The organism is Haemophilus sp. CCUG 60358, assembly GCF_001679485.1.
Taxonomy (GTDB): Bacteria; Pseudomonadota; Gammaproteobacteria; order Enterobacterales; family Pasteurellaceae; genus Haemophilus_D.
The window spans coordinates 267,484-283,968 of sequence record NZ_LZOZ01000014.1 but is presented as its reverse complement, the minus strand read 5'-3'; the positions used below and the strand labels follow the sequence as shown (position 1 = coordinate 283,968).

Below are 16,485 nucleotides of genomic sequence, written 5' to 3'. Positions count from 1 at the left end.
ATCTTTCTCATTGTAAATGAAAAAGTCAAAATTATCAAAATTCTGATTTCACTTTGTTGAAAATATTTTTAAGGCCTTTCCAGAATTTTCTACCAACACCTTCATCACCATAGTTACTATCTACAGGATCATTATCACTATTTTGATGATGATATTGTAGTAATCCAACTACAGTTGAATATTGTGGACGGTTTACATAATCCGTTAAACCCGTAATATTCAATGGACTACCAATACGCACTTGGCAACCAAATACATTTGAAGCACAATCTTTTAAGTCTTCAATTTGTGCACCACCACCGGTAATAACGACACCAGCAATTAATTCAAATTTAATATGTTTGCTTTCTAAATCTGCTTTGAGCTTATCTAATTCGTCCTTAACAACGCCTAATAGTTCAATATATCTTGCTGAAGTGATTAAAGATAAATCACTTTTTGTTAAAGCGCGTGGTGCTCGCCCACCAATACTTGCCACTTCAATTTTTTTATCGCCATGTAGACGCGCTGGATACAATGCACTTGCATAATTCACTTTAATACGTTCGGCTTCTGCACGAGAAACGGTGCATGCATGAGCAATATCATTCGTGACAATATTGCCTGCATAAGGAATAACCTTGCTAAAGCGTAATGAACCATTGGTATAAACCATCACATTCATAGTACCCGCGCCAAAATCGATTAAGCACACGCCTAAGTCTTTTTCATCTTCGGTTAAAACAGAATGCGTTGCTGCAAAGCCGGAGAACACGACTTTATCAACTTGTAATCCGCAACGTTCAACTGCTTTTTTCAAGTTATTTTGCCAGTCTTGGTGACAAGCAATTAGGTGCACATTTGCTTTTAAACGGACGCCATGTAGACCTAATGGATTTTTAATATTAACTTGTTTATCTACCGCGTATTCTTGAGGAATAATGTGTAATAAAGAAAGACCTTCAGGTAATTTTACTGAGCTTGCTGTATGTAAAGCATCATCAATCTCTTCTTGAGTCACTTCATTTTCAGAAATAGCAACAAAACCGCTCTCATTCAGGCTTTGAATATGTTCACCCGTAATTGCAAGAGTCACACTCATAATTTGGCAATCAGCCATTGATTCAGCCGCTTCAATAGCACGTTGGATAGAGTTAACAACGGCATCTAAATCAGTAATACTGCCACGATCAATCCCTTTCGATGGACAGCTACCCACGCCAAGTACATTTACGACGCCATCAGGAAGCACTTCCCCAACAACAGCAACAACTTTTGATGTACCAACTTCAAGACCTACAATGACTTTCGGTTCCAACTCTTTTCCCATTTTCTTATTACACCCAATGAATTATTTTTATTTCTCTGTCAATCCAACCGCTGCTGATGCAGATGCATAGCGCAAATCTACATAATCAATTCGTTTACCTTCAGGCACTTCAATTTGTGGGTAAATCGTTACAAATCGATCTAATTTTGGTTTCCAATCTCCGCGCCCAAGTTTCAATACTATATCATTATCTAGCGTAACTTGCCACGCACCGCGATCATCAATTCGAACACCTTTAACCACTAAATTTTTGGCTTTAAAATCAGCGAAAATTTGATTCCAAGCTTCTAATACTTTCAAGCTTTGATAATCTGGGCCACCTAAATAAGGTAAAGCTTTTTCTTTTAACTTATCCATCGGTAATTGGAAAACAGTTCCCTCTTTTGTGATGAACTCTGTTTTATTCCAAATTGCAACTGGCTGATATTCTGACAGCCAAATACTTAAACGATTTGGCCAAATTTTACGAACCACTGCACCTTTTACCCAAGGAATCGTTTCAAGTTGCTCTTGAATTTGCTTAACGTCTTGTCCCCAGAAGCCCTTGAGAGAGCCCATTTTGAGCAACACATCCTGCACATCCGGATAAGTGGTAAATTCATTTTGACCTACTAAGGCATAGGCAGTAATTTTTCTATCACCGTCTAAGCTTTCAAGCCAATTCTGCCAGTTTGAATAAACGAAATACCCTAGCCCCGCACAAAGTAACACCAAAGCAAGTTTAATCTGCAACATAAAACGGAATTTACCTTCTCCGTTAGATGAGCGACCAAATTGCGTTGGCGGTGTATTTTTGCGCTTAATTACATTCATTACGCACTCAACTCCAAAATTTTCACGACGAGTTGTTCAAATGAAATACCGACTGTTGATGCAGATTTAGGGAATAAACTGTGACTTGTCATCCCTGGGTTCGTGTTTACTTCGACTAAACGGAAATTACCTTGTGCATCAGTCATCACATCAATGCGGCTCCAGCCACGACAACCCACAACGTCATAAGCACGTTTAACTAATTTCGCTAATTCTTGCTCTCGTTCAGCTGAAAGGCCAGCAGGGCAAAAATATTGAGTGTTATCTGAAATATATTTCGCATCGTAATCATAAAACTCACCTTCTGGCACAATGCGAACAGCTGGCAATACTTCGCCACCTAAAACAGGCACAGTTAATTCATCACCAGCCAACCATTCTTCAATCAAAATGGTGTTATCAAATTTAAGTGCATAATCGACCGCACTTTTTAATTCTTCGACTGCTTTTACTTTCGTTAAACCCACACTTGAACCTTCAAGAGATGGCTTAACCATCAAAGGTAAACCTAACTTTTCGACCACAGCTTGTGGGTTTAGTTCGTGAGCGTTTTCTTTGGTCACGATCTCCATATCAGCAACAGGTAAGCCGAAGGCTTTCCATAACATTTTAGTACGCATTTTATCCATGGTTAACGCTGAAGCCATCACACCACAACCCGTATAAGGCAAACCGATTTGTTCTAATAAACCTTGCATGGTGCCATCTTCACCACCGCGACCATGTAAAATGTTAAAGACACGATCAAAACCATCAGCCTTTAAATTCGCGACATTATATTCTTTAGGATCGATACCATGTGCATTATAACCTTGGCTCAGTAATGCGTTTAACACGGCCGCGCCAGAATTAAGAGAAACTTCACGTTCAGCTGATGTGCCGCCTAACAACACAGCAATTTTTTCTTGTTTTAAATTCATTGTTTTATCCTGTTTTCTTTTTATTCTTCATCGAAAAGTGCGGTTATTTTTCAGTGTTTTTATTCTTTCCAACGTTCGGCTAATCCACGAGAAATTTTGCTTACACTTCCCGCACCTTGGGCAAGAATTAAATCACCATCTTGAATAATTTGATCTAATACATCGCCAAGTTGTTCCGTATCAGAAACTAAAATTGGATCGACTTTTCCTAGATTACGAATAGAACGACAAAGTGCTTTACTATCTGCACCGACAATTGGCGCTTCACCTGCCGCATAAACGTCTAACATAATCAATGCATCCACTTGGGATAATACTTGCACGAATTCATCAAATAAATCGCGAGTACGTGAATAACGGTGAGGCTGGAAGATCATGACAATACGTTTATCTCCCCAGCCTTCACGGGCTGCTTTGATTGTTACATCAACTTCTGTTGGGTGATGGCCATAATCATCCACTAAGCGTACTTTACCATTTGGACGAATAAACTCGCCTAATTGGTCAAAACGTCTGCCCGCACCTTGGAAATCAGCAAGCGCTTCTAAAATCGCTTCATTGCCAATGCCTTCTTCTTTTGCTACTGCAAGTGCCGCCGTCGCATTTAACGCATTATGTTTACCTGGCACATTCAATAATACATTGATGCGTTCACCACTTGGGCAAACTACAGTGTAGTGACCTTGGAAACCGGTTTGTTCATAATCTTCGATACGATAGTCAGCATGCTCGCTGAAACCATAAGTTAAGACTTGACGTCCAACTTGCGGAACAAGTTCCATTAACACCGCATCATCTGCGCACATCACCGCTAAACCGTAGAATGGTAAGTTATGTAAGAACTTCACGTAAGTGGCTTTCATCTTTTCAAAGTCACCGCCATACGTATCCATATGATCCGGTTCAATATTGGTCACTACTGAAACCATAGGTTGCAAGTGTAGGAAAGATGCATCACTTTCATCTGCCTCTGCAATTAAATAACGGCTTGCACCTAAATGTGCATTTTTACCAGCTGATTTAACTAAACCACCATTAACGAAAGTTGGATCCAGTTTTGCTTGAGTATAAATCATCGAAATCATGGCTGTCGTTGTGGTTTTACCATGAGTACCCGCAACCGCTATACCATGACGGAAACGCATAATTTCAGCTAACATTTGTGCTCGCTGAATCACAGGAATACGATTTTGTTTAGCTGCGATTAATTCTGGGTTGTCTTCATGGATCGCGCTTGATACAACAACGACACTTGCCCCTTTCACATTTTCAGCTTGGTGACCAATGAAAATTTTTGCGCCAGCTTGAGCAAGACGCTGAGTCACGGCACCATCTGCAATATCAGAACCAGAGATATCATAACCTTCATTTAATAAAATTTCGGCAATCCCACTCATACCGGCGCCGCCGATACCAATGAAATGAATTTGTTGAACCCGACGCATCTCAGGGATAATCTTTCTAATTTCATCCGAAATATGTTTCATATTATTTCACCTTTATTTTTAACCGCACTTTTAGGTTAAGGGGTTATTTACTATCCCTCAACTTCTCTGTTCTTATTTCGCGTTCTCTACGATGACATCAGCTACACGTTTAGCGGCTAATGGTGCTGACATTTCTTTTGCTTTAATCGCCATCGCTAGCAAAGTTTCACGATCTGTTTTTTCTAAGAAATCGACCAACACATCCGCATTTAATTCATTCTGCTGAACAATTTTTGCTGCACCTACATCGGCAAGATATTTCGCATTTAAATATTGTTGTTGATCTTTATGCTGGAATGGTACAAAAATTGCTGGTGTCCCCACTGCTGCTAATTCACATACCGTTAAAGCTCCAGAGCGACAAATCACCACATCCGCCCACGCGTAGGCATCTGCCATATCATCAATAAATTCTGTAATTTTGACCGAATCTGCATGTTCACCATAAAGTGCGGTCACACTTTCAACAGAACCTTTACCCACTTGATGACGCACTTCTAGTTTATCTGCCAAACGCGCTACTACTTGTGGAATTGTTTGATTGAGTACACGAGCCCCTTGGCTTCCACCCACGACAAGTACTCTCAGTTTTCCACTTCTTTCTGAAAAACGAGCTTGTGGTGATGGCATTTCAAATAAATCTTGGCGAACTGGATTTCCTACAACTTCGGCATCTTTAAACGCAGTTGGAAAAGCTTGTAATACACGTGTCGCAATTTTAGCCAACCATTCATTGGTTAAGCCTGCTACAGCATTTTGTTCATGTAAAATTACCGGCACGCCGCAAAGTTTTGCAGCAATACCTCCAGGGCCTGACACATAACCACCCATGCCTAATACTGCATTAGGTTGATATTCTTGAATAATTTTACGAGCTTGCAATACCGCTCTTAAAATAGCAAAAGGCGCGCCAAGTAATGCTTTAATGCCTTTTCCACGCAACCCTGAAATTTGAATAAAACGAATCGGAATACCATGCTTTGGTACAAGCTGTGCTTCCATGCGATCTTTGGTGCCTAACCAGCAAATTTCCCAACCTTCTTTTTGTAAGGTTTGAGCAACAGCGATGGCGGGGAAAACATGTCCCCCCGTACCTCCGGCCATAACTAATAATTTTTTACTCATAAATATCCCTAATCATCTCTCAAACGTGCCTGACCACCACGTTGTAATCTATTTTCATGGTCAATACGCAATAAAATTCCCACGGTTGCCGACATAATAATGATACTTGAACCACCGTAGCTCACTAACGGGAAAGTTAAACCTTTTGTTGGTAACATCCCTAAGGCCATGCCTAGATTGACGAAACCTTGGAAGAAAATCCAGAAACTAATGCCTAAAGCAAAAAAGCCACGGAAACGTTGCTCTAACATGAGGGATTCACGTCCAATTTTCATCGCACGGAAAATCAATAAACCTAAAAGAATGACAACAACAAAAATACCAATAAAACCGAATTCTTCACCAATAATCGCCATGATAAAGTCAGTATGTGCTTCAGGAAGATAATCGAGTTTTTGAATGGAGTTACCGAGCCCTTCCCCACTAATTTCACCACGACCAAAGGCCATCAAAGAGTTAGTCAGCTGGAATCCTGTTCCGTAAGGATCTTTAAACGGTTCTAAGAAACCGGTAAACCGTTTTAAACGATAAGAGGCAGAAAGGACTAACCAAATAAAGAGAAGTATGCCTGTACCAATTAGCAAAATAAATTGCCAAAAATTTGCACCGACAATAAAAAGCATACCGAAAGTGATCACAAATAGTACCACTGTACTCCCTAAGTCAGGTTGAGCGAGTAAGAATACACCTAATATCCCCATCACAATGAAAGGCTTAACCGCACTGAATTTTTTACCTCTAACCTCATCATAACGACGCGTAAAATAACTCGCGAGGAAACAAGTTAAAGCTAGCTTAGCAAATTCTGCCGGCTGGAAATTTAAAATACCTAAAGAAATCCAACGTTTTGCCCCATTAACAGAGGTTCCAACCATAAGAACTAGTATCAATAATACAATTGCCAATAAGAAAATTTTGGCGTGCCGCTTTTCCCATTGAGAAGAAGAAATTTGGAGAGTTAAATAGCAGGTTGCTAAAGAAAGCAAGACATAAACGGCATCACGTTTAGCAAAATAGAATGTATCATTAAATACGCGTGCACTGTAAGGCATTGAAGCAGAAGTTACCGCTACTAAACCAATCAGCAATAGCACGACAAAAAGCCAAAACAATGCGCGATCGTAAAGTAATCCTTGCGGCGTCACTCTCGCCCATTGTTCATAATTTTGTTTAATTTTATTGATAAATTCCATTACTCCCCTAATTCTTTAAGCTAATTTTGCTAAACGAGTAAACTCTTCGCCACGTTTTTCAAAAGAGGCAAATTGATCCAAACTTGCACAAGCAGGAGATAATAACACCATATCACCTGATTTTAAATGTGGACGTAAAAATGAAATGGCTTGCTCCATGGTTTCAAACAAATGACTTTGGCTTGAAAGTGCCGCAAGTTGTTTGCCATCACGACCAAAACAATACGTTGAAATATGAGGTTGATTGATTAAATCAGCGAGTTCAGAAAAATCTGCGCCTTTACCATCACCACCTAATAAAAGGTGTAACGTTCCCTCAACATATAAACCCGCTAATGCTGCAACGGTGCTACCTACATTGGTGGCTTTAGAATCATTAATCCAACGAATGCCATTCGCTTGATGGGCTAATTGGAAACGATGATCTAAGCCTTTAAATTGACGAAGTGCGGTACGAATTGGCTCTAAATTTATGCCTACTGCTTGTGCTAATGCTGTTGCAGCTAAAATATTCATGTAATTATGACGACCAACTAAAGTCGCTTCATCACAAGGTAAAATTACTTCCTCTTTCGCCATTAAGTACTGTTTACCGTTTTCGGTTTTTAGCCAGTAATCAGCTTGATTTTCAGCAAAAGACACAACCTTCCTAGCTTGATTTTCACCTTCGCCAAACGTGAGTTCGTCTTCTAAGTTCACTACTGCTGTTTCTGCATTGTGGTAAATGCGTAATTTTGCTTGGCGATAATCTTCTAAATCCACATAGCGATCCATGTGATCTTCAGTCACATTAAGCACAGTCGCTGCATCCGCTTTCAAACTATAAGTGGTTTCAAGTTGGAAACTGGAAAGTTCTAAGACATAAAGATCGCAATCTTCATTTAATAATGACAACGCAGGGATACCAATGTTTCCCCCCATTCCCACTTTTATTCCGGCCGCTTTTGCCATTTCATAGACTAATGTTGTCACGGTGCTTTTACCGTTAGAACCAGTAATTCCTACAATTGGCTTCGTTGCTGCTCGGCAGAATAATTCGATATCTCCAATCACTTCTACGCCAGCTGAAAGTGCGGTCTGAATTTCAGGTGTTTTTACCGCGAGCCCTGGGCTAATGACAATAATATCGCTTTCAAGTAACCATTGTTGATTTAGGCTACCTGTATGTAAGAGAACATTTTTAGGTAATTTATCCGCACCTGCTGGATATTGGCGTGTATCAATCACACGAATATTAGCTTGTTGAGATTGCAGATATTCAACGCAAGAAAGGCCTGTTTTTCCAAGGCCTATAATGGTGATAGTTTTATTTTGATATAGAGTTGTCATGTTGTTTTTCTTCTCTCGTATTCTGGGATCACGCAGGGTGCAACAAGTGCACCCTACAAAATTATCTTAGTTTGAGCGTTACAAGCCCCATCAACACCAACATCAAGGAAATAATCCAAAACCGGATAATCACTCTAGGTTCTGGCCAACCTTTTAATTCAAAGTGGTGATGAATTGGTGCCATTCTGAAAATACGTTGTTTTCTTAACTTGTAAGAACCTACTTGCAAAATCACAGACAAGGCTTCAACAACAAATACACCGCCCATAATCACTAATAAGAATTCTTGACGAACAAGGATGGCAACAACACCGAGTGCGCCACCAAGTGCAAGGGAGCCTACATCGCCCATAAAGACTTGAGCCGGATAAGTATTAAACCATAAGAAACCTAAGCCCGCGCCTACGATTGCGGTACAGAACACCACCACTTCAGAACTATATTTGATATAAGGAATATGTAAGTATTCTGCAAAATTAACGTTACCGGTCGCCCATGCGATTAAAGCAAATGCACCTGCGACTAACGCTGTTGGCATAATTGCAAGACCATCTAAACCGTCGGTTAAGTTTACCGCATTACCTGTGCCCACAATCACAAAGTAAGACAACACAATATAGAATAAACCTAATTGCGGCATGATATCTTTAAAGAATGGAATCACTAAACGCGTTGCATCGGTATCATGACCTAACCAATACAACCAAATGATCGCCACTAATGCGACTACTGACATCCAGAAATATTTCCAACGCGCAATTAAACCATCGGTATTTTTACGTGTGATTTTACGGAAATCATCCACAAAGCCAATTGCACCGTAACCAAACAGCACAAATAAGCAAATCCAAACATAAAGATTCGCTAAGTTGGCCCACAATAAAGTACTCACACCAATGGAGAATAAAATCATCACACCGCCCATGGTTGGGGTGCCTTTTTTCGCAAAGTGGCTTTCAGGACCGTCATTACGCACTTCTTGGCCAAATTTTAAAATTTGAAGGCGTTTGATTACTTTAGGACCAATCCATAAAGAAATGAAAAGTGCGGTCAATAATGCCAAAATCGCACGTACGGTAATATAGGAAATGGCATTGAATGCCGTTTCATAGCGAACTAAATATTCAGCAAGCCAAACTAACATAAGCTATCCTTTAATGAATAAATCGTCTCTTCCATTTTCATTGAGCGCGAGCCTTTCGCTAATACGACGACTTTTTGGTTTTCTTGTAATTTCTGTTTAATAATATCTAACGCATAAGCTGTCAATTCAGCTTTATCTGTAAAATGTTTTCCCAAAACAGCTTCAGAAATGACCGCACTTTCCGTTCCGTAAGAAAGCACTAAATCTAATTTAGCTTGTTTAGCGTGCTCACCCACTTGTTGATGGCATTTTAGGCTATCCTCGCCTAATTCTTTCATATCGCCCACGAGTAGAATACGGAAAGCATCATAACCTTTTAAAACATCGATCGACGCTTGCAAGGAATCGACATTCGCATTGTAAGTATCATCTAATAAAAGGAGATTTTCATTCACTTGAATCGGGAATAATCGTCCTTTTACTTGAGAACGATGTTCAAGACCTACTTTTACATCAGCAAGACTCGCGCCCACATTCATAGCAAGTGCGGTCGCTGCCAACGCATTTTTTACATTATGCTCACCTAAATAAGGCAAATTAATTTCAATGCGACCTTTTGGTGAAACTAACGTAAAGGTTGAGCCATTAGGTGAATGTTTTACATTTTCAGCTTTGTAATCACGACCATTAAAATATTGAATAGCATGGGAACCTATTTCTTTTTGCCACAATTCAATATAATCATGTTCACTGTTAATAATGGCTACACCATTTGGGGTTAAACCACGATAGATTTCCCCTTTCGCACGTGCTACACCTTCAATTGAACCAAATCCTTCTAAATGTGCAGCCGCTACATTATTCACTAATGCGGCTTCAGGCTGAGCAAGATGCGTGGTGTAATCAATTTCACCTTGATGATTGGCACCTAATTCAATAACGGCAAATTTATGTTGTTCGGTTAAGCGTAATAACGTTAATGGTACGCCAATATCGTTGTTGAAATTACCATTAGTGAATAACACAGCTTCAGGATTGCCCGCTGTTTGTTGCAGAATGGATGCTGTCATCTCTTTCACCGTAGTTTTACCCGATGAACCTGTCATCGCCACAGTACGAGGATTAATTTTTTCACGTAACCATTTTGCTAATTGACCAAGGGCTAAGCGCGTATCTGCAACAACCAATTGTGGCGTTGCTATTTCAGTGTTGGCTTGTTGCACAACTAAGGCTGTCGCACCTTGCTCAACGGCTTTATCTAAGTATTGATGTGCATCAAAATGCTCACCTTTTAATGCAAAGAAAAGTGAGTTAGATACCGATTTACGCGTATCCGTATTGATATTTTCAACAACGGCCTGCTCATCTCCAATAAGATTAGCATTTAAAATTTGAGCAAGCTGTTGGGTAGTTAATTTAATCATTCTATTTTTTATTTTTTCGTTAAATAAGCTTCAGCCACTTCTTGATCGGAGAAATGAAGTGTTTTATCTCCAATGATTTGATAGTTTTCATGACCTTTACCGGCAATCACAATCACATCATTTTCAACCGCATTCTCAATGGTAAATTTGATGGCTTCTTCGCGATCCGGAATCACTCCAACATCTTCCATTCGACTAAAACCCGTAAGGATATCGGCTTCAATTTTATTTGGGTCTTCTGTGCGCGGATTATCTTGGGTTACGATCACTAAATCTGCAAACTGCTCAGCCACTTTTGCCATCAACGGACGCTTGCCTGCATCACGATCACCGCCACAACCAAAAATGCACCAAAGTTTGCCTTTACAATGTTCACGCGCGGCATTTAATGCTTTTTCTAATGCGTCTGGAGTATGGGCATAATCAACGATAACTGTTGGTTTTCCTACTTTTTTAATCAATTCCATTCTTCCATTTACCCCTTTTAGCTGTGAAACAGTACGGATAAGATCATCGAAAGAATAACCTAAAGCCAATAAAACAGCCGTGGCTAACAGCAGATTACTCACGTTAAAAGCGCCAATTAATGGGCTATGTAATGTGCCATTACCCCAACTTGAAGCAACATCAATCACCGCACCTTCGTGAGTAAAACGAATCTGTGTTGCATAAAGCCATTGTTTAGAAGTTGGTTGAAAATCTGAGCGACAGCTGACTGCAATACCATTTGGTAATTCACTTAACCACGCAGCCCCAATAGGATCGTCAGCATTGAGAATTTGTAATTCGGGTGCTAAATCAATGAAAAAGCGTTTTTTAGCTTCAGCATACTTTTCCATTGTATCGTGATAATCCAAATGATCACGACTTAAATTGGTAAAAATAGCGGCTTTAAATTTAAGGGCTTCAACACGGTGTTGAACTAAACCATGCGAAGACACTTCAATAGAAGCAAAATCAGCCCCTTTCTCTACAAAATCAGCGAGGTTTTCTTGAACTTCAACGGCTGAACCTGTGGTGTTTTTTGCCTCTTTAATTTGACCCAATAAACCATTGCCAATGGTGCCCATGACGGCTGCTTTACGGCCGAATAGCGTTACCCATTGAGCTAATAATTGAGAAACGGTGGTTTTACCGTTTGTTCCAGTTACACCAACTAGCGTCAGTTTTTCGGAAGGATGCTCATAGAATTGACCTGCCAATGCAGAAAGATTGGCAGATAAATGATAATAATAAATCACAGGCACATTATTTTGCCATTGGATGCTCAAATGCTCGTTTTCTAAATCTGTTTCTAAAACGACCGCACTTGCGCCAGAAGAGATGGCTTGAGGAACAAATTGACTCGCATCAAAACGATGCCCTTTTACTGCCACAAACAAATCACCTTGGGTCACTTTGCGGCTGTCTAACACCATCGCCTTCACATTAATGTCTGAAAGCACCGGAAGATCAAAAAGTGCGGTCAATTTTTTCATTGTTTTGCCTTTTCTTAATTCATTTTTTCAAATTTTTGATCGCTTAAGCGAACGGTACGTCTTGCTGTTTTTTCTGTTGGTTCTGCATCTGGTGCAATACCATTAGCACGTAAGGTATAACCCATAATGCTCGAGAATACCGGTGCAGATACCGCACCACCATAGTACTGCCCTGCTTTCGGATCGTTAATCAAAATAACTAATGCATAACGTGGATCGCTAATTGGTGCAATACCTGCTGTAAATGCTACATATTTATTAACATAGTGACCATTCTCAATTTTACGCGCTGTACCTGTTTTCACACCAACACGATAACCTTCAACCATCGCACGTTTATTTTTGATTGCCACTTTCTCTAACATACCCACGACGTCTTTCGTAATTTTTTCAGAGAAGACACGTTGACCAATGACTGGCGGATCGACTTTTGTGATAGAAAGCGGACGATAAATCCCGAAGCTACCTAAAGTTGCATAAGCGCGTGCAATTTGTAATGGTGTTGAAGTGATACCATAACCATAAGCCACAGTAGCACGTTCGATATCTGCCCAACGTTTACGGTTTGCATTTAATACACCACGTTGTTCACCAATTAAGCCTAACTCTGTATCTTTACCTAAGCCCGCATTTTGGTAAGTTTCCATTAATGCAGAAGGTGGCATACGTAACGCAAGACGACTCACACCACGGTTACTGGAGTTAATCAAAATTTCATCTAAGGTTTGTTGTGGGCGAGGTGCCACGTCCACGATTTCTTTACCACTCACAGTAAATGAACCTGTATTAATTACTTCATCACGTCTCGCGGCACCACGTTGAAGTGCGGTCAAAACAACGAAAGGTTTTACTGTCGAACCTGGCTCAAAGGTATCCGTAATCGCACGGTTACGTTTTAATTCATCTTTCACATTAGCCAAGTTATTTGGATTGTAAGAAGGCGCCGTCGCCATTGCTAATACTTCACCCGTACGCACATCTACCAGTACCGCAGTACCAGATTCAGCTTTGTTCTCAGTTACCGCTTTTTTGATTTCGCGATACACCATGGATTGCAATTTTTCATCGATACTTAAGGTTACATCTTGTGCATCGTATTTTTTCTCATCTGCAATATGCTCAACCACGTTACCACGTTTGTCTTTACGTACAACACGCGCACCGTCTTTCCCCACTAACATTGAGTTGAAACTTGCCTCAACGCCTTCAATCCCTTTACCATCAATGTTGGTAAAGCCGATTAATTGAGCCGCTTCTTCTACACGTGGATAAAAACGACGTGGTTCAGTTTCTAATGAAATACCTTTAATTTTGAGGTCACGGATATAATTTGCTTTGCCCGCTTCTACTTGACGTGCTAAATACAAGAAACCTGATTTTGGATTTTTCTCAATTTTTTTCACCAACTCAGCAGGTGTCATATTTAATTCGTTAGCAAGGGCTTTGATACGTTCTTTATCCTCTAATGCATTTTCTTTTAACATTAAACGAGGTTCAGCTACGATCGCGCTCATCGGCACACTCACCGATAACAATTGGCCATTACGATCTAAAATTGAACCACGAACAGAAAGCACATCATCTTTACGTAATGAACGTTTGTCCGCTTCACCAGATAGGGTTTCAGAATTAACAGATTGCACATAAGCAGCACGAGCCACTAATGCGCCTAAGCCTAAGAAAATAAAACTTGTCGCGATGAGATAACGACCACGAAGGAAGCATTTCTCAAACACCATTTTCGGTTTGTTCGGTTTTACTGACGCAGGTTGAGCCAATTTTCTAATTGTTTTCTTTGGCTTTCCTGGTTTCTTAGAGGAATTAAATCTAACCATTTTATTCAAAATCCCTATTCAAAAATAACCACTTCTTGTTCACTTTGAACACGTTGCATTTTTAATGTACCGATTGCAATGGATTCAACTCTTGTATTATCACTTTCGGTTGCTTCTTGTAATTGCAAATTGCGATATTCGTTTTCAAGGGCTTGGTGTTGTAATACCAACTGCCCGTTTTCAGAAATTAGGCCCCGTGTTTGATGCGTCATCCAAATTGTGCCCATTGCAGAAGCTAAAATTAATAAAAGTAAGACGACAATTAATTTATTAGAAGAAAAAATATCTTCAACGAGAATATGTTGTAAAGGATAACGTTCGCTATTTTCTAACATCTTATTTCACCCTTTCCGCAATACGTAAAACCGCACTTCTTGAGCGTGGATTTGCCGAAATTTCTGCCTCACTCGGCTGAATCGCTTTACCAATGATTTTTAACTTTTGATTACGTTGAATTTGATCTTCACGTAGTGGTAAACCTCTTGGAATATCCTCGCCTTTGCTTTGCTTACGCATGAAATGTTTTACCATTCTGTCTTCAAGTGAATGGAAACTGATAATCGATAAACGCCCTTCTGGGGCCAACATATCTAATGCAGAATTTAATACACTTTCTAACTCATCTAATTCTGCATTAATATAAATTCGAATGGCTTGGAAACTACGAGTCGCTGGATGCTTATGTTTATCTTTAAACGGAACAGATTGAGCAATTAATTCAGCGAGCTGAGAAGTACGACTTAAACATTCTGTGCCATTTTTGACCGCACTTTTATTAAATTCTACGATGGCAGTGGCAATTCGTTTTGCAAAACGCTCTTCGCCGAAGGTTTTTAACACCCAAGTTAAATCATCAACGGATACTTGTTTTAGCCACTCTGCCGCTGATAAACCTTGTGTGGTATCCATACGCATATCTAACGGGCCATCTTTCATAAAACTGAAACCACGCTCGGCTTCATCAAGCTGTGGAGATGACACGCCTAAATCCAGCAAAATACCGTCAATTTTACCAACTAAATCGAGTTTTTGACAGATGCCTGGAATGTGTGAAAAGCTATTATGTTCAATATGAAAACGAGGGTCTTGAATTTTTTCAGCTTCAGCAATCGCACGCGGATCACGATCAACCGCAATTAAACGACCATTTTTAGAAAGCTGGGAGAGAATTAGACGAGAATGACCACCACGGCCAAAAGTACCGTCAATATAAATTCCATTTTCCTTCAATACCAAGCCATTCACGGCTTCGTGAAGTAAAACTGTGATATGTTCAGGTGAAGAAAAGGAATTTTCGGTATCCATAAATACAATATAAAAGTAAAAAACGGTGAATCATTTTCTATAATGAGAAATCTTTCAAAGCCTCAGACACAAAATCTGCACTTGAACCAATTTCCATATCTTCTTCAATTTGGGCATGCCATTCTACAGCACTCCAAATTTCAAATTTATTAAGTTGCCCAACCAACATTAAACCTTTTTCTAATTTTGCATGTTGACGTAATGGTCCACTAAGTAAAATACGGCCCTGAGCATCCATCTCACATTCAGTAGCGTGACCAAGCATTACTCGTTGCAAACGGCGTTGGGTAGGATCAAAGTTAGAAAGTGCGAGAAGTTTTTGTTCTATTTTTTCCCATTCATCAAGGGGATAAAGTAAAAGGCAGGGTTGTCGAATATCCACAGTACAAACCATTTGCCCTTGATTCTTTTCAAGAATCTCAGAGCGATAGCGGGTTGGGATCGCTACGCGTCCCTTAGAATCTAAATTAACCGCTGTTGCACCACGAAACATATTACGCCTTAAAAATTGAACTTATTTTGAGAAATTTTTCTAAAAATCCCCACAAAACACCACTTTTCTCCACACTAGTGTAAGTTTATAATTTGTTTGCTTAAGTTGCAAGCGATTAATAGAGGAAGATTTAATAAGATCAAGAGTTATCTTAGAGAATAAAAAAATAGCCTGTGAATTTTCATTCACAGGCTAGATTTTTTACAGAGTTAGAGTGTATTACCAAGTATAACCAATACTTGCCCCAGCTCCGGCATCTCCGCTTGAGTTAATAGAAAGATTGGCTTTCACACCAACTCGTCCATTATCAGATAAACGAGAATACCCTACTGCAACGGCATTTTGTCCTTTAAAAGAACCAACCCCAGCAGAAATCGTTTCTTTACCTGGAATGGTATTTTGATACAAACTACCAATTGCAATCGCACCCGCAATACCTGCACGCAATTCTTTATTCATTTTTTGCATATCACGATTGACTTGCGCAATTGCATTACGGTTTTGCTGGATTTCACGGCTATGGTTATGTACGGTGTTCTCAATGGTATCAACACGCTCTTTTAACTTCGTATTAGCATTAAGACTACCCACAAATTGTTGTTCTGTTTTGCCAGTGTTGCCATTGTCTCTCCAGATCTCATAAGCAGATTTTCCAGCATCACCTTTATCGCCTTTTTCGCCTTTAATTGC

The 16,485-nt window shown here is 39.8% G+C and carries 15 protein-coding genes; all 15 read right to left on the bottom strand.

Annotated elements, in window-relative coordinates; genetic code table 11:
* Window positions 1-34 precede the first annotated feature (34 nt).
* On the bottom strand, window positions 35-1,309 hold the full coding sequence (gene ftsA / locus A9500_RS06420; RefSeq protein WP_065244312.1) for a cell division protein FtsA: 1,275 nt from the start codon (window positions 1,307-1,309) through the stop codon (window positions 35-37).
* 27 nt (window positions 1,310-1,336) lie between these two features.
* The gene (locus A9500_RS06415; protein WP_065244311.1) at window positions 1,337-2,122 is read right to left on the bottom strand and encodes a cell division protein FtsQ/DivIB; all 786 of its coding nucleotides are present in this window, start codon (window positions 2,120-2,122) and stop codon (window positions 1,337-1,339) included.
* The gene (locus tag A9500_RS06410) at window positions 2,122-3,042 is read right to left on the bottom strand and encodes a D-alanine--D-alanine ligase (protein WP_065244310.1); all 921 of its coding nucleotides are present in this window, start codon (window positions 3,040-3,042) and stop codon (window positions 2,122-2,124) included. Before A9500_RS06410 ends, A9500_RS06415 begins: the two co-directional genes overlap by 1 nt.
* A gap of 59 nt (window positions 3,043-3,101) precedes the next feature.
* A complete protein-coding gene (gene murC / locus A9500_RS06405) occupies window positions 3,102-4,529 on the bottom strand; it encodes a UDP-N-acetylmuramate--L-alanine ligase (RefSeq protein ID WP_065244309.1) in 1,428 nt (475 codons plus the stop codon).
* Window positions 4,530-4,601: 72 nt separating this feature from the next.
* Window positions 4,602-5,654, bottom strand: a complete 1,053-nt coding sequence (murG, locus tag A9500_RS06400; protein WP_065244308.1) for an undecaprenyldiphospho-muramoylpentapeptide beta-N-acetylglucosaminyltransferase — start codon at window positions 5,652-5,654, stop codon at window positions 4,602-4,604.
* Window positions 5,655-5,662: 8 nt separating this feature from the next.
* Window positions 5,663-6,847, bottom strand: coding sequence for a putative lipid II flippase FtsW (gene ftsW / locus A9500_RS06395; RefSeq protein WP_065244307.1), 1,185 nt, complete (start codon window positions 6,845-6,847; stop codon window positions 5,663-5,665).
* 15 nt (window positions 6,848-6,862) lie between these two features.
* Window positions 6,863-8,176, bottom strand: a complete 1,314-nt coding sequence (murD, locus tag A9500_RS06390) for a UDP-N-acetylmuramoyl-L-alanine--D-glutamate ligase (RefSeq protein ID WP_065244306.1) — start codon at window positions 8,174-8,176, stop codon at window positions 6,863-6,865.
* 61 nt (window positions 8,177-8,237) lie between these two features.
* Window positions 8,238-9,320, bottom strand: a complete 1,083-nt coding sequence (gene mraY / locus A9500_RS06385; RefSeq protein WP_065244305.1) for a phospho-N-acetylmuramoyl-pentapeptide-transferase — start codon at window positions 9,318-9,320, stop codon at window positions 8,238-8,240.
* On the bottom strand, window positions 9,314-10,684 hold the full coding sequence (murF, locus tag A9500_RS06380) for a UDP-N-acetylmuramoyl-tripeptide--D-alanyl-D-alanine ligase (protein WP_065244304.1): 1,371 nt from the start codon (window positions 10,682-10,684) through the stop codon (window positions 9,314-9,316). The genes mraY and murF overlap by 7 nt, the downstream gene beginning before the upstream one ends.
* Window positions 10,685-10,692: 8 nt before the next feature.
* The gene (gene murE / locus A9500_RS06375) at window positions 10,693-12,162 is read right to left on the bottom strand and encodes a UDP-N-acetylmuramoyl-L-alanyl-D-glutamate--2,6-diaminopimelate ligase (protein WP_065244303.1); all 1,470 of its coding nucleotides are present in this window, start codon (window positions 12,160-12,162) and stop codon (window positions 10,693-10,695) included.
* A gap of 14 nt (window positions 12,163-12,176) precedes the next feature.
* Window positions 12,177-13,997, bottom strand: a complete 1,821-nt coding sequence (locus tag A9500_RS06370) for a penicillin-binding transpeptidase domain-containing protein (protein WP_014065026.1) — start codon at window positions 13,995-13,997, stop codon at window positions 12,177-12,179.
* A gap of 14 nt (window positions 13,998-14,011) precedes the next feature.
* Entirely contained in the window at window positions 14,012-14,332 is a 321-nt protein-coding gene (gene ftsL, locus A9500_RS06365; RefSeq protein ID WP_005696538.1) for a cell division protein FtsL, read from the bottom strand.
* Window position 14,333: 1 nt separating this feature from the next.
* A complete protein-coding gene (gene rsmH / locus A9500_RS06360) occupies window positions 14,334-15,302 on the bottom strand; it encodes a 16S rRNA (cytosine(1402)-N(4))-methyltransferase RsmH (RefSeq protein ID WP_065244302.1) in 969 nt (322 codons plus the stop codon).
* A 37-nt stretch (window positions 15,303-15,339) separates the two neighbouring features.
* Window positions 15,340-15,795, bottom strand: coding sequence for a division/cell wall cluster transcriptional repressor MraZ (mraZ, locus tag A9500_RS06355; RefSeq protein ID WP_005630337.1), 456 nt, complete (start codon window positions 15,793-15,795; stop codon window positions 15,340-15,342).
* Window positions 15,796-16,014: 219 nt separating this feature from the next.
* On the bottom strand, window positions 16,015-16,485 hold a 471-nt coding region (locus A9500_RS10735), incomplete at its 5' end, for a YadA C-terminal domain-containing protein (protein ID WP_179854561.1).